The organism is Jannaschia maritima (genome assembly GCF_030973515.1).
Taxonomy (GTDB): domain Bacteria; phylum Pseudomonadota; class Alphaproteobacteria; order Rhodobacterales; family Rhodobacteraceae; genus Jannaschia; species Jannaschia maritima.
In genome coordinates, this window is sequence record NZ_JARGZA010000010.1 from 1 (window position 1) to 25,211 (window position 25,211).

Below are 25,211 nucleotides of genomic sequence, written 5' to 3' on the forward strand. Positions count from 1 at the left end.
GCGATCAGGCCCGGGCCCACGGCAGCCGCGCATTCCGCGTGAAGCCAGATCGCCGCGGCGGCGGCCTCGAACGCGGGCATGCCCTGCGCCAGAAGCCCCGTGGCGATCCCTGCCAGCACGTCCCCGCTGCCGGCCGTGGCCAGGAACGGGGTGGCCGGATCGTTGACCGCGCGCCGCCCGTCGGGGGCGGCGACGACCGTGCGCGACCCCTTCAGGATCAGGATGCAGCCCGTCCGCTCCGCCGCCCGCATCGCGGCGTCCACGCGATCGGCAGGGTCGATGTCCGGAAAAGCGGCCGCGAACTCGCCCGCATGGGGGGTCAGAACGACCGGGCCCGCGGCCCCGCGCAGCGTGGCGGGCGGCGGCAGCGCGTGGAGGGCGTCCGCGTCGAGGACGAGCGCCCGGTCCGACGTCAGAAGGGCGGGCAGGACAGATGCCGCCCTGTCCCGGCCGAAGGCGGGGCCCAGGCAGACCGCGTCGAAGCGACCGTCCCGCGCGGCCATCCGGGCCAGCGCGCCGTCGTCGGCCGCCTCGCGGACCATGACGGCGTCCAGCCGGGCGGCGTGTTCGGCGACCGCGTCGGCCGGGGCCAGCACCGTCACCAGCCCCGCGCCCACGCGCAGCGCCGCGCGCGCGGCCAAGCGGATCGCCCCGCCCCGCCCCGCCGGTCCCGACAGCATCGCGGCGTGGCCCCGGTCGTACTTGTGGCCCTCCGCGTCGGGCCAGGGGAACGCCGCCCGCCACAGGGCGGGCCCGTTGCAGACCGCCCCAGCAGCGGGGTCCGGTCGTGCGTCGGACGTCAATGCGCCCCCTTCGCCTTGCCGCCCCGGAAGAAGCCGAGGACCGGCACGATCAGCGAGCCCAGGATCAGGCCCAGGATCCCGTCGAGCGTCGCGGTCGCAAGCCAGCGCATCAGCCCTTCGGCCGCCGCCACCAGCCCGGCGACATAGGCAGCCGCCCCCTTGATCGCGTCGTAGAACAGGTCGAACCCCATCTCGTGCAGGGCGTGGACGATGATGTTGCCGCCGACCCACAGCATGGCCGCCGTGCCCACCACCGTCAGCACCGTCATGAAGGGGGGCACGCCCTTCACGATGCCCCGGCCCAGGGCCCGCCCGAACGACGTCCGGCCGTTCGACGCCAGTGCGAGGCCCACGTCGTCGGCCTTCACGATCAGGGCCACCGATCCGTAGACGGCGACCGTGATGGCGATCGCGATGACGAACAGCACGGCGGCCTGCATGACCCAGCCCGCCTCCGCATCCGTGGCGGCCAGCGCGATGGTCATGATCTCGGCCGACAGGATGAAGTCGGTCTTGATCGCGCCGCGCACGCGCTGCTCCTCCAGCTTGGCGGCGGACAGGGGCTGGACCTCCGGCATGTCGATGGCGGCGTGGTTCTCCTCGTGCGTCAAAGCGTGCCAGATCTTCTCCGCCCCCTCGTAGCAGAGGTATCCGCCCCCCAGGATCAGCAGGGGCGGGATCAGCCAGGGCGCGAACTGCCCCAGCAGAAGAGCCGCGGGCAGCAGGATGACCAGCTTGTTGAACGCGGACGCGCGCGCGATCTTCCAAACGATCGGCAGCTCGCGCGCGGCGGGGAAGCCGTGGACGTATTTCGGCGTGACCGCCGCGTCGTCGATCACCGCGCCCGCCGCCTTCATGCCCGCCCGGCTGGCCTGGCCGATGATGTCGTCCACGCTGGCCGAGGCCACCTTGGCGATGGCCGCCACGTCGTCCAGCAGCGCCAGAAGTCCGCTCATGTCCCACCCTTCCGCTTTTCGGCGGACCTAGCCCGCATCCGCCCCCCTGTCGACGCGGGCCGCCGGTTGAGGGTTCCACGCCCCCCGTGCTAGCGCCGGAACCGCCGCCCCGGGCGTTCGTTCCGGTGGCGCGGCACACGCACACGAACACCCCTGGGGGACGCACGACATGGTCAAGGTAGCAATCAACGGGTTCGGTCGGATCGGGCGCAACGTCCTGCGCGGGATCGTCGAATCGGGCCGCACCGACGTCGAGGTCGTGGCGATCAACGACCTGGGCCCCGTCGAGACGAACGCCCACCTGCTGCGCTATGACAGCGTCCACGGGCGGTTCCCCGCCACCGTCACGGTGGACGGCGACACGATCGACGTGGGCCGGGGCCCGATGCGCGTGACCGCGATGCGCGACCCCGCCGAACTGCCGTGGTCGGACGTGGATGTCGTGATGGAATGCACCGGCATCTTCACGTCGAAGGAGAAGTGCCAGGCCCATCTGGAGAACGGGTCCAGCCGCGTGCTGATCTCGGCCCCCGGCAAGGACGCGGACAAGACCATCGTCTATGGGGTCAACCACGACACGCTCACGGCGGACGACCTGATCGTGTCGAACGCGTCGTGCACGACGAACTGCCTGACCCCCGTGGCCTACGTTCTGAACAACGCCATCGGGATCGAGCGCGGCTTCATGACGACCATCCACAGCTATACCGGCGACCAGCCGACGCTGGACACGATGCACAAGGATCTTTACCGCGCCCGCGCCGCGGCGCTGTCGATGATCCCGACCTCCACCGGGGCGGCGAAGGCCGTGGGGCTCGTGATGCCGGAGCTGAACGGCAAGCTTGACGGCGTGGCGATCCGCGTGCCCACGCCCAACGTGTCGGTCGTGGACCTGACCTTCACCGCCGCCCGCGACACGAGTGTCGAGGAGGTGAACGACGCGGTGAAGGCCGCCGCCGATGCCGGTCCGTTGAAGGGCATCCTGGGCTATACCGACGAGCCGCTGGTGTCGTCCGACTTCAACCACGACCCCCGGTCGTCGATCTTCGCGCTGGACCAGACCAAGGTGATGGACGCGGGCAAGATGGTCCGCATCCTGACGTGGTACGACAACGAATGGGGCTTCTCGAACCGGATGGCGGACACCGCCGTCGCCATGGGCAAGCTGATCTGACCATTCCCCGGGGCGTCCGGCGGGCGTCCCCGGCGGCACGGTTTGTCCGACGCCGGGCAGACGCGCAGCAGACGCAAAGCAGACACCCAGCCGACGGAGGCACGGATGCGCTACGAGACCATCGACGACATGGACCTGTCCGGCAAGACGGTGCTCACCCGCGTGGACCTGAACGTCCCCGTGAAGGACGGGAAGGTGACCGACACGACCCGCATCGACCGCGTGATCCCCACCATCCGCGACCTCTCCGCAGCCGGCGCGAAGGTCGTGCTGCTCGCCCATTTCGGCCGTCCGAAGGGACGGGTCGTGCCCGAGATGTCGCTGCGCCAGGTCGTGCCCGCCCTGTCGGAGGCGCTGGGCCGGGAGGTCGCGTTCGCCGACGGATCCTATGGACAGGGAGTGGCCGACCTGCCAGCCGACGGCGTGATCCTGTTTGAGAACGTCCGCTTCAACCCGGGCGAGGAGGCGGACGACGAAGGCTTCGCCCGCCGCCTGGCATCCGTGGGCGACGTCTATTGCAACGACGCGTTCAGCGCGGCCCACCGGGCCCATGCCACGACGCATGCTCTGGCCCGCCTGCTGCCGTCCTGCGCCGGGCGGTCCATGCAGGCGGAGTTGCACGCGCTGCAGCAGGCGCTGAGCGATCCCAAGCCCCCCGTCGCCGCCGTGGTGGGCGGGGCGAAGGTATCCACGAAGCTGGACCTCCTGTCGAACCTGGTCGGACGCGTGCAGCACCTGATCATCGGCGGCGGCATGGCGAACACGTTCCTGGCCGCGCAGGGCATCGACGTCGCCGCATCGCTGTGCGAGCACGACCTGCTGGACACCGCCCGCGACATCGCCGCGAAGGCGGAGGCGCAGGGCTGCACGATCCTCCTGCCCCGCGACGTCGTGACCGCCCCGCGGTTGGAGGCGGACGTCGAGACGCGGACCGTCCGGGTGGAGGACGTGCCGGACGGCTGGATGATCCTCGATGCCGGGCCCGACAGCACGGTCCACGCGGCCACCGTGCTGGACGGCTGCGCGACGCTGGTCTGGAACGGTCCCATGGGCGCGTTCGAGGTGCCCCCCTTCGACGCCGCGACCACCGCGCTGGCCCGGCACGCGGCCGAACGGACGAAGGCGGGCGCGCTGATCTCCGTCGCGGGCGGCGGCGACACCGTGTCGGCCCTGAACCACGCGGGCGTGGCGGACGACATCACCTACGTCTCCACCGCCGGGGGCGCGTTCCTCGAATGGATGGAGGGCAAGGATCTGCCCGGCGTCGCGGCCCTGATGGACCGGTGAACCGTTAGCGCAACCGCGCGCTTGCTGACGGGCCGTCTGCACAATAGGTCCATGCCACCCTGACCACAGCCCCCGAGGACCCCCATGCCCCATTCCGAACAAGCCGAGCAGATCCGCCGGGGTCAGGGCTTCATCGCCGCGCTGGACCAGTCGGGGGGGTCGTCGCCCAAGGCGCTGAAGCTCTACGGCGTGGACGAAGACGCGTATTCGAACGACGACGAGATGTTCGACCGCATCCACGAGATGCGCGAGCGCATCGTCGGCGCGCCGGCCTTCCGCGGCGACAAGGTCATCGGCGCCATCCTGTTCGAGCAGACGATGGACCGCACTTTCCACGGCAAGCCCGCGGCGGAATACCTGTGGAACGACCGCGGCGTCGTGCCCTTCCTGAAGATCGACCAGGGACTGGCCGACGAACGGGACGGCATGCAGCTGATGAAGGACATGCCCGACCTGGACGCCACGCTGTCGCGCGGGAAGGACAAGGGCATCCTCGGCACGAAGGAGCGTTCGGTGATCGGTCGCGCGGACCGCGACGGCATCGCCGCGGTGGCGGAGCAGCAGTTCGAGGTCGGCGCCCGCGTCCTGCGCCACGACATGGTGCCCATACTGGAGCCGGAGGTCACGATCAGCATCCCCGACAAGGCGGACGCGGAGGCGATGCTGCGCGACGCCCTGCTGCGGGGGCTGGACGGCGTGCCGGACGGGCAGCGGGTCATGTTCAAGCTGACCCTGCCCGAGCAGGGCAACCTCTACGCCGATCTGGTCGATCATCCGAAGGTCCTGTCCGTGGTCGCGCTGTCCGGCGGCTACAGCCGGGAGGAGGCGAACCGCCGTCTGGCGCAGAACCGCGGCATGATCGCCAGCTTCAGCCGGGCGCTCGCCGAAGGGCTGTCGGCCGGGCAATCCGAGGAGGAGTTCGACCGGACGATCGCGCAGACGATCGACTCGATCGCCGCGGCCTCTGTCGCCGGCTGACGACACCGCGCCGCCCCGTGCCGTGGGCGGCGCGTTTTCACTGGTCCCCCAATCCGTTCCCTGCCATCCCGCGATCGGACCGCGGGCCACGCGGCGCAGGCGAAGGACGGCGACATGGGCAGACGCATCACCCCCGGCTACGGCTTCCTCGCGCCCCTGTGCCTGCTGACGTTCGGCGGGTACTTCGCCTTCGCCGCGGTGCAGGGCGACGGCGGCCTGTTCCACCGCATCGAACTGGAGGCCGAGCGCGAAGGGCTGGAAGAAAACCTCGCCGCGTTGCAGCATCGGGTCGCGGCCATGCGCGACCGGACGCGGCGCCTGTCCGACGACTACCTCGACCTGGACCTGCTGGACGAGCGCGCGCGCGACGTGCTGGGCCTGGCCCGCGCCGACGAGATCGTGGTCGAATAGCTTCCCCTCCGCCACGCGGCGGACTAGACGCCCGCCATGGTCCATTCCATCACCCGACGCTGCGAGGATCGCGGCCTGCGCCTGACCGGGCAGCGGCGCGTGATCGCGGACGTGCTGGAACGGGCGGACGACCATCCCGACGTCGAGACGATCCACGCCCGCGCCGCGGCGGTCGACCCCGCCATCTCTGTCGCCACGGTCTATCGCACCGTCAACCTGTTCGAGGAGGCGGGCATCCTGGAACGGCGCGAGTTCGGCGACGGCCGCGCGCGGTGGGAGGACGCGGAGCGCGACCACCACGACCATCTGATCGACCTCCAGACCGGCGAAGTGGTCGAGTTCGTGGACCCCGAGATCGAGGTCCTGCAGGAACGCATCGCCCGTCGCCTGGGCTATGACCTGCGGGGCCATCGGCTGGAACTGTTCGGGGTCCGCCGCAAGTGACCGCCCCGGCCGATCGGAGCGGCGCGCCGCGCAGCCGCCGCGACCCGGACCTTGGCTGACCCCGCAGCCCCGCCGCCGGGCGCGGCCCCGGTCCCGGATCTCTCGGACGCCGCCGAGCGGGCGGGGACGCTGCGGGGGGCCGCGCTGATGGTCGCCTCCATGCTGTGCTTCGCGGTGGAGGACGCGTTCATCAAGACGTTGGGCGGGCGGTTCGGCGCGGCGCAGATCATCTGGATGCTGGCCTGCGGCGGCGGCCTGGCCTTCGGCGCCGCCCTGCTGGCGCGAGGCCGGTCCCTGTCCACCCCGGAGATGTGGCGCCCCCGCGTCCTGGTCCGCACAGCGGGCGACGTGTTCGGGGGGCTGTGCTTCGTGTCGGCCATCGTGGCCATCCCGCTCTCCACCGCGTCCGCGGTCATACAGGCCACGCCGCTGGTCGTGGCGCTGGGGGCGGCCCTGTTCCTGGGGGTGCGGGTCGGTCCCAGGCGCTGGGCGGCCATCGCGGCGGGCTTCGCGGGGGTCCTGCTGATCCTGCGCCCCGGGGCCGACAGCTTCGACCCTGCGACGCTGCTGGCGGTGGGCGGCATGCTGGGCCTGGCCGTGCGCGACCTGGCGACCCGCGGCCTGCCCCCCTCGCTGTCGGGCGTCCGCCTGTCGTTCCTGGCCTTCGCGGCAATGGTCCCCGCGGCGGTCGCGATGCACGCGGTGCAGGGCGATTCGCTGGTCGTCCCGACCGGGCGGGACCTGGGCATCCTGGGCATCTGCGTGGTGATCGGCATGGCGGGCTATCTGGCGGTGGTTGGCGCGACCCGCACGGGCGACATCGCGGTGGTGTCGTCGTTCCGGTACTCTCGCGTGGTGTTCGCCCTGGTGATCGGCGCGCTAACCTTCGGCGAACGGCCCGACGCGACGACGCTCGCGGGGGTGGCGATCATCGTCGCGTCCGGCCTCTATGCCCTGCGGCGGGAGGCGCGAGCCCGCGCCTGACCCCGCCCGCTTTCCCCCGGCGGTCCCCTGCGGTAACCGGGCGAGGATCAGCCCACGGCCGAAAGGACCCGCCATGTTCACGATCACCGACATCCACGCCCGCGAGATCCTGGACAGCCGGGGCAACCCGACGGTGGAGGTCGACGTGACCCTGGAGGACGGCACCATGGGCCGGGCCGCGGTGCCGTCGGGCGCATCGACCGGCGCCTACGAGGCGGTGGAGCGGCGCGACGGCGACAAGGCGCGCTACCTGGGCAAGGGCGTGCTGGGGGCCGTGGACGCGGTGAACGGAGAGATCGCGGACGCGCTGGTGGGTCACGACGCGATTGAGCAGGAAGCCGTCGACGCCCTGATGATCGAGCTGGACGGCACCGACAACAAGGGCCGCCTGGGGGCGAACGCCATCCTGGGGGTGTCGCTGGCGACGGCGCGCGCGGCTGCGGACGCGTCCGCGATGCCGCTGTTCCGCTATGTCGGCGGCACGGCGGCGCGCGTCCTGCCCGTGCCGATGATGAACATCGTCAACGGCGGCGAGCACGCGGACAACCCCATCGACATCCAGGAGTTCATGATCATGCCCGTGTCGGCGGGCAGCATCGCCGATGCCGTTCGCATGGGGTCGGAGGTGTTCCACACGCTCAAGAAGGACTTGTCGGCGGCCGGCCTGTCCACGGGCCTGGGCGACGAGGGCGGGTTCGCGCCCGACCTGCCGGGCACCCGGCAGGCCTTGGACTTCGTGCTGAAGGCGGTCGAGACGGCGGGCTATACTCCGGGGGAGGACATCTGGCTGGCACTCGACTGTGCCGCGACCGAGTATTTCAAGGATGGCGCGTATCGCCTTGACGGCGAAGGAAAGGTCCTGTCGTCCGACGAGAACGTCGACTATTTGGCGGCGCTGGTCCGCGACTATCCGATCCTGTCGATCGAGGATGGCATGGCGGAGGACGATTGGGACGGCTGGGCCGCGGTGACCCAGACGCTGGGCGACAAGGTGCAGCTGGTGGGCGACGACCTGTTCGTCACGAACCCCACCCGCCTGGCGGAAGGGATCGAGAAGGGCTGCGCGAACTCGCTGCTGGTCAAGGTCAACCAGATCGGCACCCTGTCGGAGACGCTGGAGGCCGTGTCGCTGGCGCACCGCAACCGCATGACCTGCGTCATGTCCCACCGCTCCGGCGAAACGGAAGATGCGACGATCGCCGACCTCGCCGTCGCCACCAATTGCGGGCAGATCAAGACCGGCAGTCTGGCACGGTCCGACCGGCTGGCGAAGTACAACCAACTGATCCGCATCGAGGAGATGCTGGGCGAGACGGCGACCTATGCGGGCACTTCGGTCACGAGGCGGTAATTCCTCCACGGATCTCGTTTTGCGAAAAGACAATTCCTTGGGGCTGTGCTAGTCGGCGGATTATGGCGCATTTTACGTCGAATGCTCGGGGACCTTCGATGACCGCAGGGGTGGGATTCCATCGGGACGATTGGCGTCCCGCGCTGCGCGGCGTGCTGTCCACGATCGACGCGCAGGCCGCGATGCTGGTGCCCAAGCACATCATCATCGCGGGCGGCGTCCTCCTCCTCACGTTCCTGACGGGCAACCCCCTCGTCCTCTTGTTCGCACCGCTGAACGTCATGACCGACCTCGTCTTTCGGTGGCGCGTCCGGCGGATCGCGGCGCGCCGTCGCGTGACGGGCGCCGCCTTCGCGTCGCTGATGGTGCAGCATGCCCTCGGGCAGACCGGTTCGGTGGCGTTCGCAGTCTGGCTCGCCTCCGACGGGCGGGTCATCACGCTTCTGGCCGCGGTCATGCTGATCGCGGGCCACGCGATCCACTCGACCAGCAGCAACGCGCCGTCGGGCCATGTCCTATCGATGGACGTGCTCGTCATCTTCGTGGGCGCCCACGCCACGGGCCTGTGGTTCGGCGACTGGGCGCCGCCCGGCCTGGCGATCTACTACCACGCCCTGCTGTTCATGTTGCTGTGCTTCTACGCCGTCGCGGCCTATCAGTCCTGGCGACTGCATTCCCGCCTGCAGGTGACGGTGGACCAGCTGTCGCAGGCGCAGCGGTCCCGCCTGGTGGGCGAGCTGGTCGGCGGCATCGCGCACGACTTCAACAACCTGCTGACCGTGATGCGCGGCAACCTGGAGCTTCTTCACGAGGTTCCCGAGCGCGAACGCCCCGCCTTGCTGGCCCAGATCGAGGAGGCCGCCAACCGCGGCGGCGAGCTGGTCGACCGGCTGTCCCGCACGGGCCGCCCCCGCCCTTCCGCCGCCCGCACGACGCGCCTGCGGCCCGCCATCGCGCGGTTCGTGCAGATGGCGCAGCGGACCCTGCCCGCCAACGTGGCGCTTCGCACCGACATGGGGGACGTCCCTGACCGCCTGGCCTGCGACACGGCGCAACTGGAACTCGCGCTCCTGAACCTGGCGGTGAACGCGCGCGACGCGATGCCCGAGGGCGGCACGATCCGCGTCACGGCGGAGCGTGCCGATGACCGGCACGTCCGCCTGATGGTGGCGGACGACGGGACCGGGATGACCCCGGCGGTCCTGTCCCGCGCGACGGAAGCCTACGAGACGACGAAGCCCCCCGGCCAGGGCACGGGGCTGGGCCTGGCGATGGTGGCGTCCTTCGTCGACGAGGCCGAGGGCACGTTGCGCATCAACTCGGAGGTGGGCCAGGGGACGCGCGTCGAGTTGACCCTGCCGATCGATCTGGACAGCCAGACGACCCAGCCCCCCCGACCCTTCAAGTGACCCCGGGGAGGTCGAAGGTGCGGCGTCGATGCCGAGGTGAGCCATGACCGCCGACGACGTGATCGCAGCCCTCGACCTGTCGCCCCATCCCGAGGGGGGCTTCTATCGCCAGACCTGGGCCGCGCCCGCCGCGGCGGGGGAACGCCCGGCGGGAACCGCGATCTACTTCCTCCTGCGCGACGGCGGAGCGAGCCATTGGCACCGGGTCGATGCGGCGGAGATATGGCTGTTCCACGCGGGCGCGCCCATCGACCTGCGCATCGCCGCGAATGCCGAAGGGCCGACCGCGTCGCACCCGTTGGGCCCGGACCTGACCTCCATGCGTCCGCAGGTGGTCGTCCCCGCGGGTCATTGGCAGGCGGCCCGGACCACCGGGCCCTGGACGCTCGTGTCGTGCACCGTCTGCCCGGGCTTCACCTTCGACGGGTTCGAGTTGGCACCACCCGGATTCGACATCCCGGCCCGCTGACGGTACGGGGCGCCGGACCGGTCCCCCTCAGGCTTCCAACTCCGCATCCCAGTACAGGAAGTCCATCCAGCTCTCGTGCAGGTGGTTGGGCGGGAACTTGCGGCCGAGGTTCATCAACTGGCCCGCCGCCGGACGCACGGGCGGCTTGCGCAGGGTGAACCCCACCTGCTTGAGCGACCGCGACCCCTTGCGCAGGTTGCACCGCCCGCAGGCCGCGACGACGTTCTCCCACGACGTGATGCCGCCCCGGGCCCGCGGCACCACGTGGTCGAAGGTCAGATCCCCCTTGGCGCCGCAATACTGGCACCGGAACTCGTCGCGCAGGAACAGGTTGAACCGCGTGAACGCCACCGTCTTCTGCGGCGCGACGTAGTCCTTCAGCACCACCACCGACGGGATCCGGATCGTGGTCGAGGGCGAGCGCACGACCTCGTCGTACTCGCTGACGATGGTCACCCGGTCCAGCACCGCCGCCTTGATCGCGTCCTGCCAGGGCCACAGCGACAGCGGCAGATAGGACAGCGGCCGGTAGTCCGCGTTCAGGACGAGCGCGGGGAAGTGCCTGCATCCGGCCGGGTCCCGCGTGAACGCGGTGCGGAAATCGGTATCGGGACTCTCGGCGTGCATCCGGTCGCTTCCTCGCTCCGACCCGCACCCGACCTCGGGCGCGCGGCCCTTGCGCGGGACTATATCTCCGCGCCGTGGGCGTTCAACCGCCCATGTGACGCGGCCGGCGGCACGGACGGGACGGGGGTCCCGTCACTCCTCCAACGCGAAGACGTCGCGCAGGAAGGCCAGCGCCACGGACAGCCCGTCCGGCGCGATCCCATGGCCGGTGCCCTTCATCACGTGGGCGAATATCTTCTCGAACCCCGCCTGCTCCAGCGCCTCCGCGGCCAGGGGCAGCGATTGGGGCGGCACGACCTCGTCGGCATCGCCGTGGACCAGCAGCACGGGGGGCCGCGTCACGACCTCCTCGGCCAGGCGCTCCGGCGCCAGCAGGCGGCCCGAGAAGCCGACGATGCCCGCCACGCCCTCGGTCCGGCGGGGCCCGACATGCAGCGACATCATCGTGCCCTGGCTGAACCCGAACAGCGCCACAGCGGCCGGCGCGACCCCTTCGCGCGCGAAGGTCTCGTCCAGGAAGGCGTCCAGATCGGCCACCGCGCGCTCCATGCCGGCGGTCGCCTCCTCCTCCGACGATCCGTCGATCCAGGGGATGGGGAACCATTGGAACCCGGCCGGGTTCGCGGCGCTGACCTCCGGTGCGTCGGGGGCTATGAACGCGGTTCCCGGCAGATGCGGCATTAGGGGATCCGCAAGGCCGATCAGGTCGGCCCCGTTCGCCCCGTAACCGTGGACCAGCACGACCAGCCGGTCCGGCGCGTCGGGGCCCCGACGTTCGTAGTTCAGGCTCATATCACGCCCTCCCGCGCCTTCGCCCGGGCGTAGTAGTCCCACAGCAGCCGCGCCGCAACGGCCCGCCAGGGCGACCAGCGTTCCGCCATCGCGCGCAGGGCCCGCTCGGACGGCCGCTCCGTCAGGCCGAAGACCAGGCGTGCGCTCTCCTGCAGGGCCAGGTCGCCGGGCGCGAAGACGTCCGCGTGGCCCAGGCTGAACATCGCATAGATCTCCGCCGTCCAGCGACCGATCCCGGGCACCCGGACCAAGGTGTCCACCACCTCCTCCGTGGGGGCCGTGCGCAACCCCGCCCAGTCGATCCGCGCCGCGGCCAGCTCGCGCATGTACCGGATCTTCTGCCGGCTCAGGCCGCAGGCCCGAAGGTCGTCGTCGGTGGCCCACATCACCTTGCGCGGGCCGGTGAGGCCCGCATCCCGCAGACGCCCGTTGATGACCCGCGCCGCGGCCACGCTGACCTGTTGGCCCACGATCGCGGCCTGCACCGCCTTGAACCCGTCCCCCCGCCGGCGCAGCGGCAAGGGCCCCGTGACCGCCAGGGCGGCCGCGAAGGCGGGATCGCGCGCCGCCAGCCAGGCCGCCCCTTCGGCGACGTCAGCCGGACCGTGGATGATCCGCATGGGCGCGGAGGAAGGCGAAGGCGCGTTCGGGATCATGGGTCTCCTCCCCCGCCGCGGGCACGGGCGGGCGTTCGATCATGTGGACGGCGACGCCCAAACGGCGGGCCGCGTCCAGCTTGGCGCGTCCGGACCCGCCGCTGTTCTTGGCGACCAGATGCGTGACGTCCAGGTCCCGCATCGTCGCGACCTCCACATCCTCGTCGGCGGGCAGCCCCACGATCCACGCCGCGCGGCGATCGGGCGGCGCGGGATCGACGCGGCGGCACCATCGCCGCGCGCCCGCCCCCGCCAGCGCGTCCAGCGTGCCGGGCCCGGACGCGATCAGCAGCCGGGCGTCGGGCGGGATCGCGCGCGCGACGGCGCCCGCGTCCGGATGCAGCCGCCAGCCCGGTTCGACCGGCCAGGGCGGGCGGGTCAGGCGCAGGTGCGGAACGCCCTCCGCCGCGCAGATCGTGGCGGCGCGGCGGGACATGGTCGCCGCGAAGGGATGCGTGGCATCCAGCACGGCGCCGACCCCGGCCAGGGCGGCCCGGAACCCGTCGTCGCCCCCGAAGCCGCCCACGCGCACCGGAACGCCCAGGTCGGGCCGCGCCGTCCGCCCGGCGAGCGAGGCTAGGACGTCCAGCCCTGCCGCCGCCGCCCGGCCGCACAGCGCGCGCGCCTCGCGCGTGCCGGCCAGGATCAGGACGGGTCTAGGGAGCATGGGCCAGCACCGTGCCCGCCCGGTCGATCACCACCACGTCCACGTCCGCCGCGACGATCCCGCCGACCCGCGCCCGCGCCCGGTCCGCCACGATCCGGGCCAGTACGGGCGCCCGGCCCACCGCCTCCAACGCCGTGTTGCATCCCGTCAGGTCCGATCCGGCCCAATCCGACAGCGCCCGGAAGTCCACCCGGGAGCGTCCGGAATGAAGGTCCAGCGCACCCTGCGCCAGCTTCGTCATCTTGCCGATGCCGCCGCCCACCGTGACGCGCGGCACGGGGTGCTTCGCCAGGTACTTCAGCAGCCCCCCCGCGAAGTCGCCCATGTCCAGCATCGCGTGGTCCGGCAGGCCGTGCATCGTCTGCACCACCCGCTCGGACGTGGCGCCCGTGCAGCCGGCAACGTGATCCAGGCCGCTCGCGCGCGCCACGTCCACGCCGCGGTGGATCGACGCGATCCAGGCCGCGCAGCTGAACGGCCGGACGATCCCCGTCGTGCCGAGGATCGACAGGCCGCCCGCGATGCCCAGGCGCGGGTTCCAGGTGCGCTCCGCGATGGCCGCGCCCCCGGGGATGGCGACCGTGATCGCGACGTCCGGGGACCGCTCGAACCGGACCGCCAGTTCAGCGACCACCTCGTCCATCATGGCGCGCGGGACCGGGTTGATGGCAGGCTCCCCCACCGCCAGCGGCAGGCCAGGCTTCGTCACCGTCCCCACCCCCTCGCCCGCGCGGAACACGACGCCGCCCGCCGACGGCGTCACCCGGACCCGCACCGTGGCCCCGTGGGTCACGTCCGGGTCGTCGCCCGCATCCTTGACGATCCCGGCCTCCGCCCATCCGTCGCCCCGCCGGGCGTCCACGACCGCAAAGCGCGGGGTCTGCCCGCGCGGCAGCGCGATGGTCACCGCATCGGGCAACGCCCCGCCCCACAGGCCCGTCAGGGCCGCCTTGCAGGCCGCCGTGGCGCAGGCGCCCGTCGTGAACCCGGTGCGAAGGGGGGCATCCGTCATGCCATCCGTCGTGCCACGCCCCGCACGGGTCGCCAACACGCTTTCCATCGGGTCCGATGCGCTCCATGAACGGTCCATGACCGACCTGCCCCGCCACGACTGGCCCCGATTCGAGCCCGGATGGGTCTGGCTCTGCGGTGCGGGGCCGGGCGATCCGGGGTTGCTGACCCTGCACGCCCTGAACGCGCTGCGGCAGGCGGACGTCGTGGTCTACGACGCGCTCGTCCACGACGGCATCCTGGATTGGGCCCCGGGGGCGGAGCAGGTTTTCGCGGGCAAGCGCGGCGGCAAGCCCAGCCCCAAGCAGCGCGACATCTCGCTGCGTCTGATCGAGCTGGCGCGCGCGGGCCGCCGCGTCCTGCGCCTAAAGGGCGGCGACCCCTTCGTGTTCGGCCGCGGGGGCGAGGAGGCGCAGACCCTCGTGCAGCACGGGATCCCCATCCGCGTGATCCCGGGCATCACGGCGGGCATCGCGGGACTGGCCTATGCCGGAATCCCCGTCACGCACCGCGACGTGAACCAATCCGTGACCTTCGTCACGGGCCACGACGCGACCGGCAACCAGACCGCCAGCCTTGACTGGGACGGCATCGCCCGGGGCAGCCAGGTCATCGTGATCTACATGGGCATGAAGCACCTGGACGGCATCGCCAGCAAGCTGATCGCCGCCGGCCGCGACCCGGCCGAACCCGTCGCGATCACCACGACCGCCACGCTGGACGCCCAGCGCACGATCGAGACGACGCTCGGCACCTGCGCCGCCGACGCCCGCGACGCGGACCTGGAACCGCCCGCAATCATCTGCGTGGGCCACGCCGTCGCCATGCGGCAGGTGCTGGAATGGCGCGCGATGGCCGGCGGCGACCCGCCCCGGAACCTCGACCCCCTGGGCCGGGGGAGACCGGCGCAATCCGCCTGACATGCCCGGCCTGATCCTGGCCGCCCCGTCCTCGGGCGCGGGCAAGACCACCGTGACGCTGGGGCTGCTGCGGGCGCTGCGGGACGCGGGGCGCGACGTGCGCGGCGCCAAGTCGGGCCCGGACTACATCGACCCCCAGTTCCACCGCGCCGCCACGGGGCGTCCCTGCCCCAACCTCGACGCCTGGGCGATGGACGCGGACACCCTCCGCGCGCTGGCCGCCGGACCGGGCCTGTTGCTGATCGAGGGCGCGATGGGTCTGTTCGACGCGGCCCCCGACGGGCGGGGCGCGGTCGCGGACCTGGCGCGCCTGATGGACCTGCCCGTCGTGCTGGTCGTGGATGCGGCGCGCATGGCGCAGTCCGTGGCCCCCCTGGTCGCGGGCTTTGCGCGCCACGACCCCCGCGTCGACGTGGCCGGGATCATCCTGAACCGCGTCGGCAGCGACCGGCACGACGCCATGCTGCGCGCGGCCTGCCCCCTGCCCGTCTTGGGCGCAGTCCGCCGCGACCCCGCGCTGTCCACCCCGTCTCGACACCTGGGCCTCGTCCAGGCGGGGGAGCGTCCCGACCTCGACGCGTTCCTGGCCCGTGCAGCCGAAAGCGTGGCCCGCAGCGTCGACCTCGACGCTCTGACGGCGCTCGCCCGCCCCCTGCCGGACCCGGCCCCCATCCGCCTTCCGCCCCCGGCCGGAACCATCGCCGTCGCGCGCGACGACGCCTTCGCCTTCGCCTACCCTCACCTGCTCGACGCCTGGCACGCGGCGGGCGCGACCCTCCTCCCCTTCTCGCCCCTGGCGGACGAGCCCGCGCCGCCCGCCGACCTCGTGTACCTCCCCGGTGGCTATCCGGAGCTGCACGCCGGCCGCCTCGCCGCCAACGCCGCGTTCCTGGGCAGTCTGCGGGACCGCCCCGTCCACGGCGAATGCGGCGGCTACATGGTCATGGGCGACGCACTGACCGACGCGGACGGACGGAGCCACCGGATGGCGGGCCTCCTGCGGTTGGAGACGTCGTTCGCCCGGCCCCGCCTCCACCTGGGCTATCGCCGCCTGAGGGCGCGGGGCGGGCCCTTCGACGGCGCCTGGAACGGGCACGAATATCACTACGCCACGACCCTGCGCGCGCAGGGCGCGCCGCTCTACGACGCGGCGGACGCGACCGGCGCGGCCCTGCCCCCGATGGGCCTGCGCGAGGGCGGGGCCACGGGGTCCTTCGCGCACCTCATCGCACCCGCCGGGATGTAGCGGTACAATGCGATGCTGGACCCCCATCCCCGCCGGGCGTAGGCGGGGACCATGACCACCCTCGCCGACACCCCGGACCCGGTCGACGACGCCCGCGCGCGGCGCAACGTCTGGATCCTCGTGGCCGCCCAGGCGTTCCTTGGGGCGCAGATGTCGATGTACTTCGTGGTCGGCGGCCTGGCTGGCATGACGCTCGCGCCGACGCCCTTGCTGGCGACCCTGCCCATCAGCCTCATCGTCTTCGGCTCCATGACCACCGCGCCTTGGATCAGCCCCCTGATGCAGCGGCACGGACGGCGCGCGGGCTTCATGATCGGCAGCCTAGCGGGCGCGGTCGGCAGCCTGATCGGCATGGCGGGTCTGTGGACCGGGTCCTTCCCCGTCTTCCTGCTCGGCAGCTATGTCACGGGCATCTACATGTCGACCTTGGGCTTCTATCGCTTCGCCGCCGCCGACACGGCGTCCGACGCGTTCAAGCCTAAGGCCATCAGCTACGTCATGGCGGGGGGCCTCCTGTCCGCGATCATCGGTCCGCAGCTGGTCAAGCTGACGGCCGAAACGACGGTGATCCCCTTCGTCGCGACCTATGGGGCGGCGGCGCTGATGAACCTGGCGGGGATGTGGCTGTTCCTAGCCCTGGACATCCCGCGCCCGGCGCCCCCGGCCCCCGGCACGGCGGCGGGGCGGACCAAGCTGCAACTGCTGTCGCAGCCCGCCATCGCGGTCAGCATCGTGTGCGCGATGGTCAGCTATGCGCTGATGAACCTCGTGATGACCTCCACCCCGCTCGCGGTCGTCGGCTGCGGCTTCGCGACGGCCACGGCCGCCGACATCGTGTCCGCCCACGTGGTCGCGATGTACGCGCCGTCGTTCTTCACCGGCCACCTGATCGCGCGGTTCGGCGTCCGCACGATCGTGTCGACGGGCCTGATCCTCCTGGCGGCGGCGGGTCTGGTCGGCCTGTCCGGCGTGACGCTCGTCCACTTCTACGTCGCGCTGATCCTCTTGGGGCTCGGCTGGAACTTCGGCTTCATCGGCGCGACCACGATGCTGACCCGGGCGCACGCGCCGCACGAACGCGGCACCGTGCAGGGCATGAACGATGCCATCGTCTTCGGCTGCGTCACGATCGCGTCGCTGTCCTCGGGCGGACTGATGGGCACCGCGGTCGATGCGGTCGCGGGCTGGTCGGCGGTCAACTGGGCCATGGCGCCGTTCCTCGCGCTGGCGGGCGGCTCGCTCGTCTGGCTGGCCGCGCGGGGTCCGCGCCGCGCCTGATCGCCGGTGCGCGGCGGCGGAAAGGGCAGACGGTCCGCAGACGCGGAGCAGACGCGATGCAGACAGCCGTCGCGCCCCACTTCCGGCCCCCGGCCCGACCCGCTATCCCACCCCCACCACCCGGACGGAGGGTCCCCCATGACCGATGACCAGACCACCATCGACCCCCCCGCGGAGGAGGAGCAGACCCTCGACGAGGCGCGCATCCGCCTGATCGCGCAGGCCATCGACGACGAGGACGCGCCCGCCGTCGACGCCCTGCTCGAACCCTTGCACGACGCGGACATCGCGGACCTGCTGGAACAGCTGGACGAGGACGACCGCCGCGCCCTCCTGCGCCTGTGGTCCGGCACGATCGACGGCGAGATCCTGTCCGAGTTGGACGAATCCCTGCGCGAGGAGGTGATCGAGGACCTGCCCCCGGAGGACGTCGCCGAAGCCGTCCGGGAACTCGACACCGACGACCTGGTCGACCTGATCGAAAACATCGAGGACGGGGACCGCGCCGACGCCATCATGGAGGCGCTGGACGATTCCGACCGCATCGCGGTCGAGCTGGCGTTGGGCTTCCCCGAATACTCCGCCGGCCGCCTGATGCAGCGCGAGGTCGTGACCGCGCCGTCCCATTGGACGGTGGAACAGGTCACGCGGCACATCCAGGCCATGGACGCGGGCGACCTGCCCCAGCAGTTCTATCACGTCGTCCTGATCGACCCGCGCCATCGGCCCGTCGGCTATGTCACGCTGGGGCGCATCCTGTCGTCGTCCCCCGACACGCCGCTCGCTGACATCGAGGAAGACAGCTTCCGCACCTTCGAAGCGACCGATCCGGAATCCGAGGTCGCCTATGCGTTCAACCAGTACCACCTCATCTCCGCCCCCGTGGTGGACGAGGCCGACCGACTGCTGGGCATCATCACCATCGACGACGCCATCCGCATCCTCGACGAGGAGGCGGAGGAGGACATCCTCCGCCTTGCGGGCGTAGATTCGGAGGAGTCGCTGTCGAACCGCACGGTGGACGTCGTGCGCCGTCGCTTCCCCTGGCTGTTCGTGAACCTGGTCACGGCGATCCTAGCCTCCCTCGTCATCGCTCAGTTCGAGGACGTGCTGACCCAGATCGTGGCCCTGGCGGTGCTGATGCCCATCGTGGCCTCCATGGGCGGCAACGCGGGCACGCAGTCCCTGACCGTGGCCGTGCGCGCGCTCGCCACGCGCGACCTGACGGGCGCCAACGTCCTGCGCGTCATACGGCGGGAGGTCGTGGGCGGCGCCATCAATGGCTTGGCCTTCGCCGTCATCATGGGGATCGTCGGGATCGTCTGGTTCGGCGAGCCGATGCTGGGGCTCGTCATCGCGGTCGCGATGGTCATCAACCTCGCCGTCGCGGGCCTCGCGGGGGTGGGCGTGCCCGTCCTGCTGCAGAAGATCGGCGTCGATCCGGCCCTCGCATCGGGGGCGTTCGTCACCACCGTCACCGACGTCGTCGGCTTCTTCGCCTTCCTCGGCCTCGCGGCGATGTGGATGCTGTAGCGGGGCGCCCGGACCGGCGCCCCGCCCCCCGGGCGTCAGAGGACGAAGTCGTCCGCCCCCAGCACGCCGCCCCATTCCAGCGCGATGGCGCCATCCGCCCTGCCGTCGCCGTCGGCGTCGATCTCGACCAGGTCGCGCACCGCACGCACCTGCCCCGCGCCGCCGCCATCGAAGCCCGCCTCGCCTACGAAGTCGAGGCCCCCGAACGCGGTCAGATCGATCATGTCGGTGCCCCGCGTGAAGCCGCGGATCTCGTCGCGCGTGGCATCCGTGACGCCCGTGTCGCCGTCGGCGAAGACGAAGACGTCGGCCTGGTTGCCCGGCTCCCAGTCCAGCAACAGGTCGCGCCCCTTGCCGCCGACGAAGACGTCGCGGCCCGATCCGCCCGTTACGGTGTCGTTCCCGTCCCCGCCCATCACGGTGTCATCGCCGTTCTGACCGTTGACGACGTCGTCACCCGTGCCGCCGCGCACGATGTCGTCGCCGTCGTTGCCGCACACGACGTCGTCGCCCGCGCCGCCGTCGGCCACGTCGTCGCCCGTCTCCGACACGATGTGATCGTCGCCATCGCCACCTTCGATCGTGTCGTTCCCGGATCCGGCCCAGATGCGGTCGTCACCCGCCCCGCCCGCGATCGTGTCGGCACCCGCCTGGCCCGCGAACTCGTCGTCGCCGTCGCCGCCCAGCAGCACGTCGTCGCCATCGCCGCCGCCCAGGTGGTCGTCGCCGTCGCCGCCCGACAGGCGGTCGTCCCCGCCATCGCCGGTCAGCGTGTCGTCGCCCGCCCCGCCCAGCAGCGTGTCGTCGCCGTCCCCGCCGCCCAAGCGATCGTCGCCCGCGCCGCCATCGGCCACGTCGTTGCCCGATCCGGTCCAGATGCGGTCGTTTCCGCCCCCGCCTTGCATCAGGTCGGCGCCGCCTTCGCCGGTCATCTCGTCGTCGCCGTCGCCCCCATCGGCCACGTCGTCGCCGGCCCCGCCGACGATGCGGTCCGCGCCCGCGCCGCCCAGCAGGACGTCGTCGCCGTCACCGCCGTGGACCCGGTCGTCGCCCGTGCCACCATCGATCACGTCCGCGCCGTCGCCACCCCACAGGCGGTCGTTCCCGGCCTCGCCGTACATGCGGTCGTCGCCCGCATCGCCCGATGCCATGTCGTCGCCCGCACCCGCGCGCAGGATGTCGTCGCCCGCGCCCATCCAGACCTGGTCGTCGCCCGCGCCGGCCAGGAACACGTCGCCGGACGTCCCGCCCCGGTGCAGCGTTTCCGCCCCGTCCGTTCCCCGGACGACGACCCGTCCGCCCACGGCCCCGTCATCGGCGGCCTCCGCCGCCGCGCGCATCAAAGCCGCGTCCAGCGCCCGCTTCGCGCCGGCGAGCGCGTCCTCCGCCAGTTCCATTCCGGTCATGTCCTGCTCCTCGTGCCCGCGGTCCGACATGGACCGCCCGCAGGGGCTGTCAGACTGCAAATCGAAGGGCCAGGGGGCGGGTCCGGGAGGACCCCGTTCGGCGGGATCCACCCCAAACGACCAGCCGCATCAGCGGGCCGCCGCGCAGGGCCACCCGGGCGGGAGCGCTACTCCGCGGCCAGGGGCGCGGCGCGGGCGTCGCGCAGCATGGCCCAGACCCGTGCGGGCGTGAACGGCATGTCCGCCACGCGCACCCCGCTGTCCCACATCGCGTCCAACGCGGCGTTGCCCACGGCGGCCATGGCGCCCACGGTCCCCGCCTCGCCGCAGCCCTTCATGCCCAGGACGTTCGCCGTCGACGGCACGGGTTCGGACGCGAAGGCGATGCTTGGGATCATCACGGAGCGGGGCATCCCGTAATCCATGAACGACGCCGTCAGCAGTTGGCCATCGGCGTCGAACACGACACGTTCGCTGATCGCCTGCCCGATGCCCTGCGCCACGCCGCCATGGACCTGCCCTTCGGCCAGCATCGGGTTCATCAGGACGCCGAAATCGTCCACGACCGAGTACTTGACCACGTCCAGCTGCCCCGTCTCCGGGTCCACCTCCACCTCCGCGATGTGGCACCCGTTGGGATAGGACCGGCCCGGCAGCGTCGTCGTCTCCCGCGTGCGCAGCAGGTCGTCGCGGCCATGCCGGCGCGCCGCGTCCGCCACCTCCAGGATGTCGGCGACCTGGTTTGTGCCGCGCGACCGGAAGATCCCGTCCTCGAACGCCACGTCGTCCTGCCCCATCCATTCGGCCACGAAGGACACGAACCGCTGCACCACCGCCCGCGCGGTCGCGCGGTTGGCCGTGCCCTGCACCGTCACCGACCGGGACCCCCCGGTGCCCCCGCCCTTGGCGATGCGGTCGCTGTCGCCCTGCACGACGTCGATCGCCTCGGGCGGCACGCCCAGGTCGGTGGCCAGGAACTGGCGGTACACGGTTTCGTGCCCCTGCCCGTTCGACTGCGTGCCGACATACAGTGTGACGCGCCCCGCGTCCTCGAACGCGATCTCCGCGGTCTCCTCCGGCGAGCCCAGGATCGATTCGATGTAGTAGCACGCCCCCAGACCCCGCAGGCGGCCGTCCCGTGCCGATGCGGCCTTGCGGTCCGCGAACCCGGCGACGTTCGCCAGATCGAGCGCTCGGTCCAGCACGCGGCCGAAATCCCCCACGTCGTAGGTCTCGCCCGTGGCCGAGCGGTACGGGAATCGTTCGGGTCGGATGAACGACCGCCGCCGCAGGTCGAAGCGGTCCACCCCCAGCACTGCGGCGGCGTGGTCCATCGAACGCTCCAGCGCGTGGATCGCTTCCGGCCGGCCCGCGCCGCGATAGGCGTCGACCTGCGTCGTGTTCGTATAGACGCCCGTGCTGACCAGATGCGCCGCCTGCACGTCGTAGGCGCCGGTCAGGACCTTGGCGAACAGCTCCGACTGGATGTTCTGCGCATAGCCGGAATTGTGCGCTCCCATGTTCGCGACGTTGGTGCAGCGATAGGCCACCAGCCGGAGGTCGGCGTCGAAGCCCAGCTCCGTGTCGCAGACCAGATCCCGGCCCGCATTGTCCGACAGCATCGACTCCGACCGGTCCGCCATCCACCGGACGGGCCGGTCCAGCACCCGCGCCGCATGGGCCACCAGGAACGTCTCCGGATAGGCCATGGCCTTCATGCCGAAGCCCCCGCCGACGTCGGGGTTGGTGACGCGCACGTCGTCCTTGCCCAGCCCCAGCACGCGGACGAGGTCGCGCTTCATCCCCCAGACGCCCTGCCCGTTGACGCAGACGTGTAGCCGTCCGTCGCCCGACGGCTCCGCCCAGGTGCCCCGCGGCTCGAGGGATGCGCAGATGACGCGGTTGTCCTCCACCCGCAGGGCGATGCGGTGCGCGGCCCCCGCCAGGGCACGGTCCACGGCCGCCCCGTCCCCCGTTTCCCAGACATAGGCGACGTTGTCGGGCGCCGCGTCGTGGATTGCGGGCCCGCCCGGAGCCAGGTCCATCTTCACCGCCAGGTCGTCCACGTCCAGCGACACGGCCTCCGCGGCGTCGCGGGCCTGCGCGGCGGTGTCGGCCACGACGAAGGCGACCCCCTCGCCCACGAACCGCACCCGGTCGCACGCCAGCAGGGGCCGCACCGGCGTCGCCCCCTTTCGCCCGCCCACGGGGCTTTCGGCGGGGGTGGTGCGCAGGGTGGCGTCCAGCCCGGCGGCCACCAGGTCGGCGGCGGTCAGAACGAGACGCACGCCGTCCATCTCTCGCGCCGGGGCGACGTCCAGCTCGGCGACCGTGCCGTGCGCCACCTGCGCGCGCACCATCACGCCATGCAGCGCGCCCGCGGGCGCCGTGTCGTCGACGTAACGCCCCCGCCCCGTCAGGAAGCGCGGGTCCTCCGACCGGGGGGCGGATTGGTGCAGGCCGAACTTCGGCGGAAAGGGGGTCATGGGGCGGCGTCCTTCGGATGGCTCCACCCGGACGCTATCGCAGGGGGATGGCGGGTCAAGGCGGGCACGGGGCCGCAGGCCCCGCGCCGATGCCGTCAGCCGAACACCTTGTCCAGCACGGGCGCCAGGCGCCGGACCGTGCCGTCCACGTCGCGCAGCTTGTCAAGACCGAACAGGCCGATGCGGAACGTGCTGAACCCGTCCGGCTCGCCCACCTGCAAGGGCACGCCCGCGGCGATCTGCACCCCTTCGGCGGCGAAGGCGCGTCCGCTCTGCACCTCCCGGCCGGGGGCGTGATACACCACGACGCCCATCGCCTCGAAGCCAGGCGCGGCCAGCGACGTCAGGCCCTTGGCCCCCAGCATCGCGCGGACCCGGCGCCCCAGTCCCAGCTGCGCCGCGCGCGCCGCCTCGAACCCGAAGTCGCGCGTCTCGTGCAGGGCATCGCGGAACTGAACCAGCGAATCCGTCGGCAGCGTCGCATGATACGCGTGCCCCCCATCCAGATAGGCCCGCATGATCCCCGACCACTTGGCTAGGTCCACCGCGAAGCTGTCGGACGTCGTCTGCCCCAGCCGTTCGACCGCCCGGTCCGACAGCATCACCAGCCCCGCGCACGGCGTGGACGACCAGCCCTTCTGCGGGGCGGAGATCAGGACGTCCACGCCGGTGGCCTGCATGTCCACCCACACGCAGCCCGACGCCACGCAGTCCAGCACCATCAGGGCGCCGACGCCGTGCGCCGCGTCCGCCAATGCCGCCACGTAATCGTCGGGCAGCATGATGCCGGCCGACGTCTCCACGTGGGGGGCGAACACGACGTCGGGCTGCGTTTCGCGGATGCGGGCCACGACCTCGTCTACGGGCGGTGGGGCGTACCGGGGCTGCGCGGTCGCGTTGTCCATCGGCCTCGCCGTCATCACGTCGACGGAGGCGGCGTCGCCCGTCGCCTCGAAGATCTGCGTCCAGCGATAGCTGAACCAGCCGTTCCGCACGACCAGCACGTCCGCGTCGCGACCGAACTGCCGGGCCACCGCCTCCATCGCGAAGGTGCCGCCGCCGGGCACCACCACGGCATGCGCCGCGTTGTAGGCGGCGCACAGACCGCGATGGATGTCGCGGAACGCCGTCTGGAACGCGCTCGACATGTGATTCAGACTTCGGTCCGTGAACACGACCGAGAATTCGGCCAGTTCGGACGGGAAATGGATCTCCGCCTGCGGCATGGGCAACTCCGACAACAATATGTTGCCGCGCGTATAGAATTCGTTCGGGATATTCCCAAGAGGTAAGGGGAACACACTTGCGAGACGTCGGCGTTCCGCCGCCGGTCACGCCGCGCGCGCGGACGCTCGCAGCAGATCGATCGTCACCCGGACCTTCGCTGGAAGATAGGTTCGGCTCGGATACAGGATCCAGGCCGCCGTCTCGAACGTGGTCGCCGTGGCCTCGTGATCCGGGAACAGATCCACCAGGCGGCCCGCCGCGAGGTCCGGGCCGATCAACCAATCGGCCAGCAGGGCGGGACCCAGGCCCGCGCGCGCCGCCTCCACCAGGGCCAGGGCGTTCGAGATCAGGACCGTGCCCCCCACCGTCACGCCCGTCTCCACGCCGGCGCGGCGGAAGCGCCAGGCGTCCCGGTGTCCAGGCAGGGCGTTGCGCAGGCAGTCGATTTCCGCAAGGTCCGCTGGCATCTCCGGCGCGCCGTGCGCGTCCACCCAGCCGGGCGCGGCGACCACGCGGTACCGCGTCCCGTGCAGCCGCGACGACACGACGTCCCCGGACGGGGCTGGCGCCAAGCGGATCGCCAGGTCGATCCGGTCGGCCACGAGGTCCAGGTTCCCGTCGGACAGGACCAGCTCGACCCCCAGATCGGGCGCCGCGCGCCGCAGCGCGGGCAGGAGCGGCACCAACCGCGTCGTGCCATAGGCCACGGACGCCGTCAGCCGCAGGTGCCCGCGCGGACGCGCGCGGTCGCCCCGCGCGTCCAGGCGCGCCGCTTCCAGTTCGGCCAGCAACGGCGCGACCCGGTCCAGGTACCGCTCCCCTTCCGCGGTCAGCGACAGATGGCGCGACGTGCGTTGGAACAAGCGCAGACCCAACCGGTCCTCCAGCGCGGCGACCGCGCGGGACACGCTGGAATGGTTGACCTCCACCTCGCGCGCCACGGCCGCGAAGCTTCCCAGCTCCGCCACGCGCAGGGCCATCTGCAATCCGTTCAGATCCATCCGTGCAGGATGCGCACGCCCGCCGTGCGGGGCAACCCGTATCGCGCACGACACCCACCCGCCATGATCGCCCCGTAACGACACCGAAGCGGAGA

General features: G+C 71.9%; 24 protein-coding genes. 13 read left to right on the top strand and 11 right to left on the bottom strand.

Annotation, left to right across the window (positions count from 1 at the left end; genetic code table 11):
• Together P0084_RS10950 and P0084_RS10955 are read right to left on the bottom strand one after the other, a co-directional pair.
• Positions 1-803, bottom strand: an 803-nt coding sequence (locus P0084_RS10950; RefSeq protein WP_308916888.1) for an NAD(P)H-hydrate dehydratase, incomplete at its 3' end; no start/stop codon positions are given.
• Positions 800-1,759: a DUF808 domain-containing protein gene (locus tag P0084_RS10955; RefSeq protein WP_308916889.1), complete on the bottom strand. Its 960-nt coding sequence runs from the start codon at positions 1,757-1,759 to the stop codon at positions 800-802. The genes P0084_RS10955 and P0084_RS10950, both read right to left, overlap by 4 nt.
• A 169-nt stretch (positions 1,760-1,928) precedes the next feature.
• Here P0084_RS10955 and gap point away from each other — a divergent pair, with 169 nt between their 5' ends.
• From gap to P0084_RS11000, 9 genes are all read left to right on the top strand, one after another.
• Positions 1,929-2,933: a type I glyceraldehyde-3-phosphate dehydrogenase gene (gap, locus tag P0084_RS10960; RefSeq protein WP_308916890.1), complete on the top strand. Its 1,005-nt coding sequence runs from the start codon at positions 1,929-1,931 to the stop codon at positions 2,931-2,933.
• Between the two features lie 105 nt (positions 2,934-3,038).
• Entirely contained in the window at positions 3,039-4,220 is a 1,182-nt protein-coding gene (locus P0084_RS10965) for a phosphoglycerate kinase (protein WP_308916891.1), read from the top strand.
• Positions 4,221-4,304: 84 nt separating this feature from the next.
• Positions 4,305-5,198 (top strand): fructose bisphosphate aldolase, encoded by an 894-nt coding sequence (locus P0084_RS10970; RefSeq protein ID WP_308916892.1) that lies wholly within the window; start codon positions 4,305-4,307, stop codon positions 5,196-5,198.
• A gap of 114 nt (positions 5,199-5,312) precedes the next feature.
• Complete coding sequence (locus P0084_RS10975) at positions 5,313-5,609, top strand: FtsB family cell division protein (RefSeq protein ID WP_308916893.1); 297 nt, start codon at positions 5,313-5,315, stop codon at positions 5,607-5,609.
• Positions 5,610-5,645: 36 nt separating this feature from the next.
• Positions 5,646-6,053 (top strand): Fur family transcriptional regulator, encoded by a 408-nt coding sequence (locus tag P0084_RS10980; protein WP_308916894.1) that lies wholly within the window; start codon positions 5,646-5,648, stop codon positions 6,051-6,053.
• Positions 6,054-6,104: 51 nt separating this feature from the next.
• A complete protein-coding gene (locus tag P0084_RS10985) occupies positions 6,105-7,037 on the top strand; it encodes a DMT family transporter (protein ID WP_308916895.1) in 933 nt (310 codons plus the stop codon).
• Between the two features lie 73 nt (positions 7,038-7,110).
• On the top strand, positions 7,111-8,388 hold the full coding sequence (eno, locus tag P0084_RS10990) for a phosphopyruvate hydratase (protein WP_308916896.1): 1,278 nt from the start codon (positions 7,111-7,113) through the stop codon (positions 8,386-8,388).
• 110 nt (positions 8,389-8,498) lie between these two features.
• Complete coding sequence (locus P0084_RS10995) at positions 8,499-9,797, top strand: sensor histidine kinase (RefSeq protein ID WP_308916897.1); 1,299 nt, start codon at positions 8,499-8,501, stop codon at positions 9,795-9,797.
• A gap of 43 nt (positions 9,798-9,840) precedes the next feature.
• A complete protein-coding gene (locus P0084_RS11000; RefSeq protein WP_308916898.1) occupies positions 9,841-10,266 on the top strand; it encodes a cupin domain-containing protein in 426 nt (141 codons plus the stop codon).
• Positions 10,267-10,293: 27 nt separating this feature from the next.
• On the opposite strand, the gene P0084_RS11005 is transcribed toward P0084_RS11000, so the two are convergent.
• The 5 genes from P0084_RS11005 to P0084_RS11025 form a co-directional block, all read right to left on the bottom strand.
• Positions 10,294-10,893: an HNH endonuclease gene (locus P0084_RS11005; protein WP_308916899.1), complete on the bottom strand. Its 600-nt coding sequence runs from the start codon at positions 10,891-10,893 to the stop codon at positions 10,294-10,296.
• Positions 10,894-11,025: 132 nt separating this feature from the next.
• On the bottom strand, positions 11,026-11,685 hold the full coding sequence (locus P0084_RS11010; protein ID WP_308916900.1) for an alpha/beta hydrolase: 660 nt from the start codon (positions 11,683-11,685) through the stop codon (positions 11,026-11,028).
• The gene (locus P0084_RS11015; protein WP_308916901.1) at positions 11,682-12,305 is read right to left on the bottom strand and encodes a DNA-3-methyladenine glycosylase family protein; all 624 of its coding nucleotides are present in this window, start codon (positions 12,303-12,305) and stop codon (positions 11,682-11,684) included. Before P0084_RS11015 ends, P0084_RS11010 begins: the two co-directional genes overlap by 4 nt.
• Positions 12,280-13,008: a precorrin-6A/cobalt-precorrin-6A reductase gene (locus tag P0084_RS11020; protein ID WP_308916902.1), complete on the bottom strand. Its 729-nt coding sequence runs from the start codon at positions 13,006-13,008 to the stop codon at positions 12,280-12,282. The genes P0084_RS11015 and P0084_RS11020 overlap by 26 nt, the downstream gene beginning before the upstream one ends.
• On the bottom strand, positions 12,998-14,020 hold the full coding sequence (locus tag P0084_RS11025) for a cobalt-precorrin-5B (C(1))-methyltransferase (RefSeq protein WP_308916903.1): 1,023 nt from the start codon (positions 14,018-14,020) through the stop codon (positions 12,998-13,000). The genes P0084_RS11020 and P0084_RS11025 overlap by 11 nt, the downstream gene beginning before the upstream one ends.
• A gap of 76 nt (positions 14,021-14,096) precedes the next feature.
• On the opposite strand from P0084_RS11025, the gene cobA reads away from it, so the two are divergent.
• From cobA to mgtE, 4 genes are all read left to right on the top strand, one after another.
• Positions 14,097-14,939 carry a uroporphyrinogen-III C-methyltransferase gene (gene cobA, locus P0084_RS11030; RefSeq protein ID WP_308916904.1) on the top strand — a complete coding sequence of 281 codons (843 nt, stop codon included), beginning with the start codon at positions 14,097-14,099 and terminating at the stop codon, positions 14,937-14,939.
• Between the two features lies 1 nt (position 14,940).
• On the top strand, positions 14,941-16,185 hold the full coding sequence (locus P0084_RS11035) for a cobyrinate a,c-diamide synthase (protein WP_308916905.1): 1,245 nt from the start codon (positions 14,941-14,943) through the stop codon (positions 16,183-16,185).
• Between the two features lie 51 nt (positions 16,186-16,236).
• Positions 16,237-17,463, top strand: coding sequence for an MFS transporter (locus tag P0084_RS11040; RefSeq protein WP_308916906.1), 1,227 nt, complete (start codon positions 16,237-16,239; stop codon positions 17,461-17,463).
• A gap of 138 nt (positions 17,464-17,601) precedes the next feature.
• Entirely contained in the window at positions 17,602-18,996 is a 1,395-nt protein-coding gene (mgtE, locus tag P0084_RS11045) for a magnesium transporter (RefSeq protein ID WP_308916907.1), read from the top strand.
• A gap of 35 nt (positions 18,997-19,031) precedes the next feature.
• Here mgtE and P0084_RS11050 read toward each other — a convergent pair whose 3' ends face one another.
• The 4 genes from P0084_RS11050 to P0084_RS11065 all read right to left on the bottom strand — a co-directional run bounded on the left by P0084_RS11050 (position 19,032) and on the right by P0084_RS11065 (position 25,116).
• Entirely contained in the window at positions 19,032-20,432 is a 1,401-nt protein-coding gene (locus P0084_RS11050) for a calcium-binding protein (RefSeq protein WP_308916908.1), read from the bottom strand.
• A gap of 137 nt (positions 20,433-20,569) precedes the next feature.
• Positions 20,570-22,888, bottom strand: coding sequence for a xanthine dehydrogenase family protein molybdopterin-binding subunit (locus tag P0084_RS11055; protein ID WP_308916909.1), 2,319 nt, complete (start codon positions 22,886-22,888; stop codon positions 20,570-20,572).
• 95 nt (positions 22,889-22,983) lie between these two features.
• Positions 22,984-24,114, bottom strand: a complete 1,131-nt coding sequence (locus P0084_RS11060) for an aminotransferase class V-fold PLP-dependent enzyme (RefSeq protein ID WP_308916910.1) — start codon at positions 24,112-24,114, stop codon at positions 22,984-22,986.
• Positions 24,115-24,219: 105 nt separating this feature from the next.
• On the bottom strand, positions 24,220-25,116 hold the full coding sequence (locus tag P0084_RS11065; RefSeq protein WP_308916911.1) for a LysR family transcriptional regulator: 897 nt from the start codon (positions 25,114-25,116) through the stop codon (positions 24,220-24,222).
• Between the last annotated feature and the right edge of the window lie 95 nt (positions 25,117-25,211).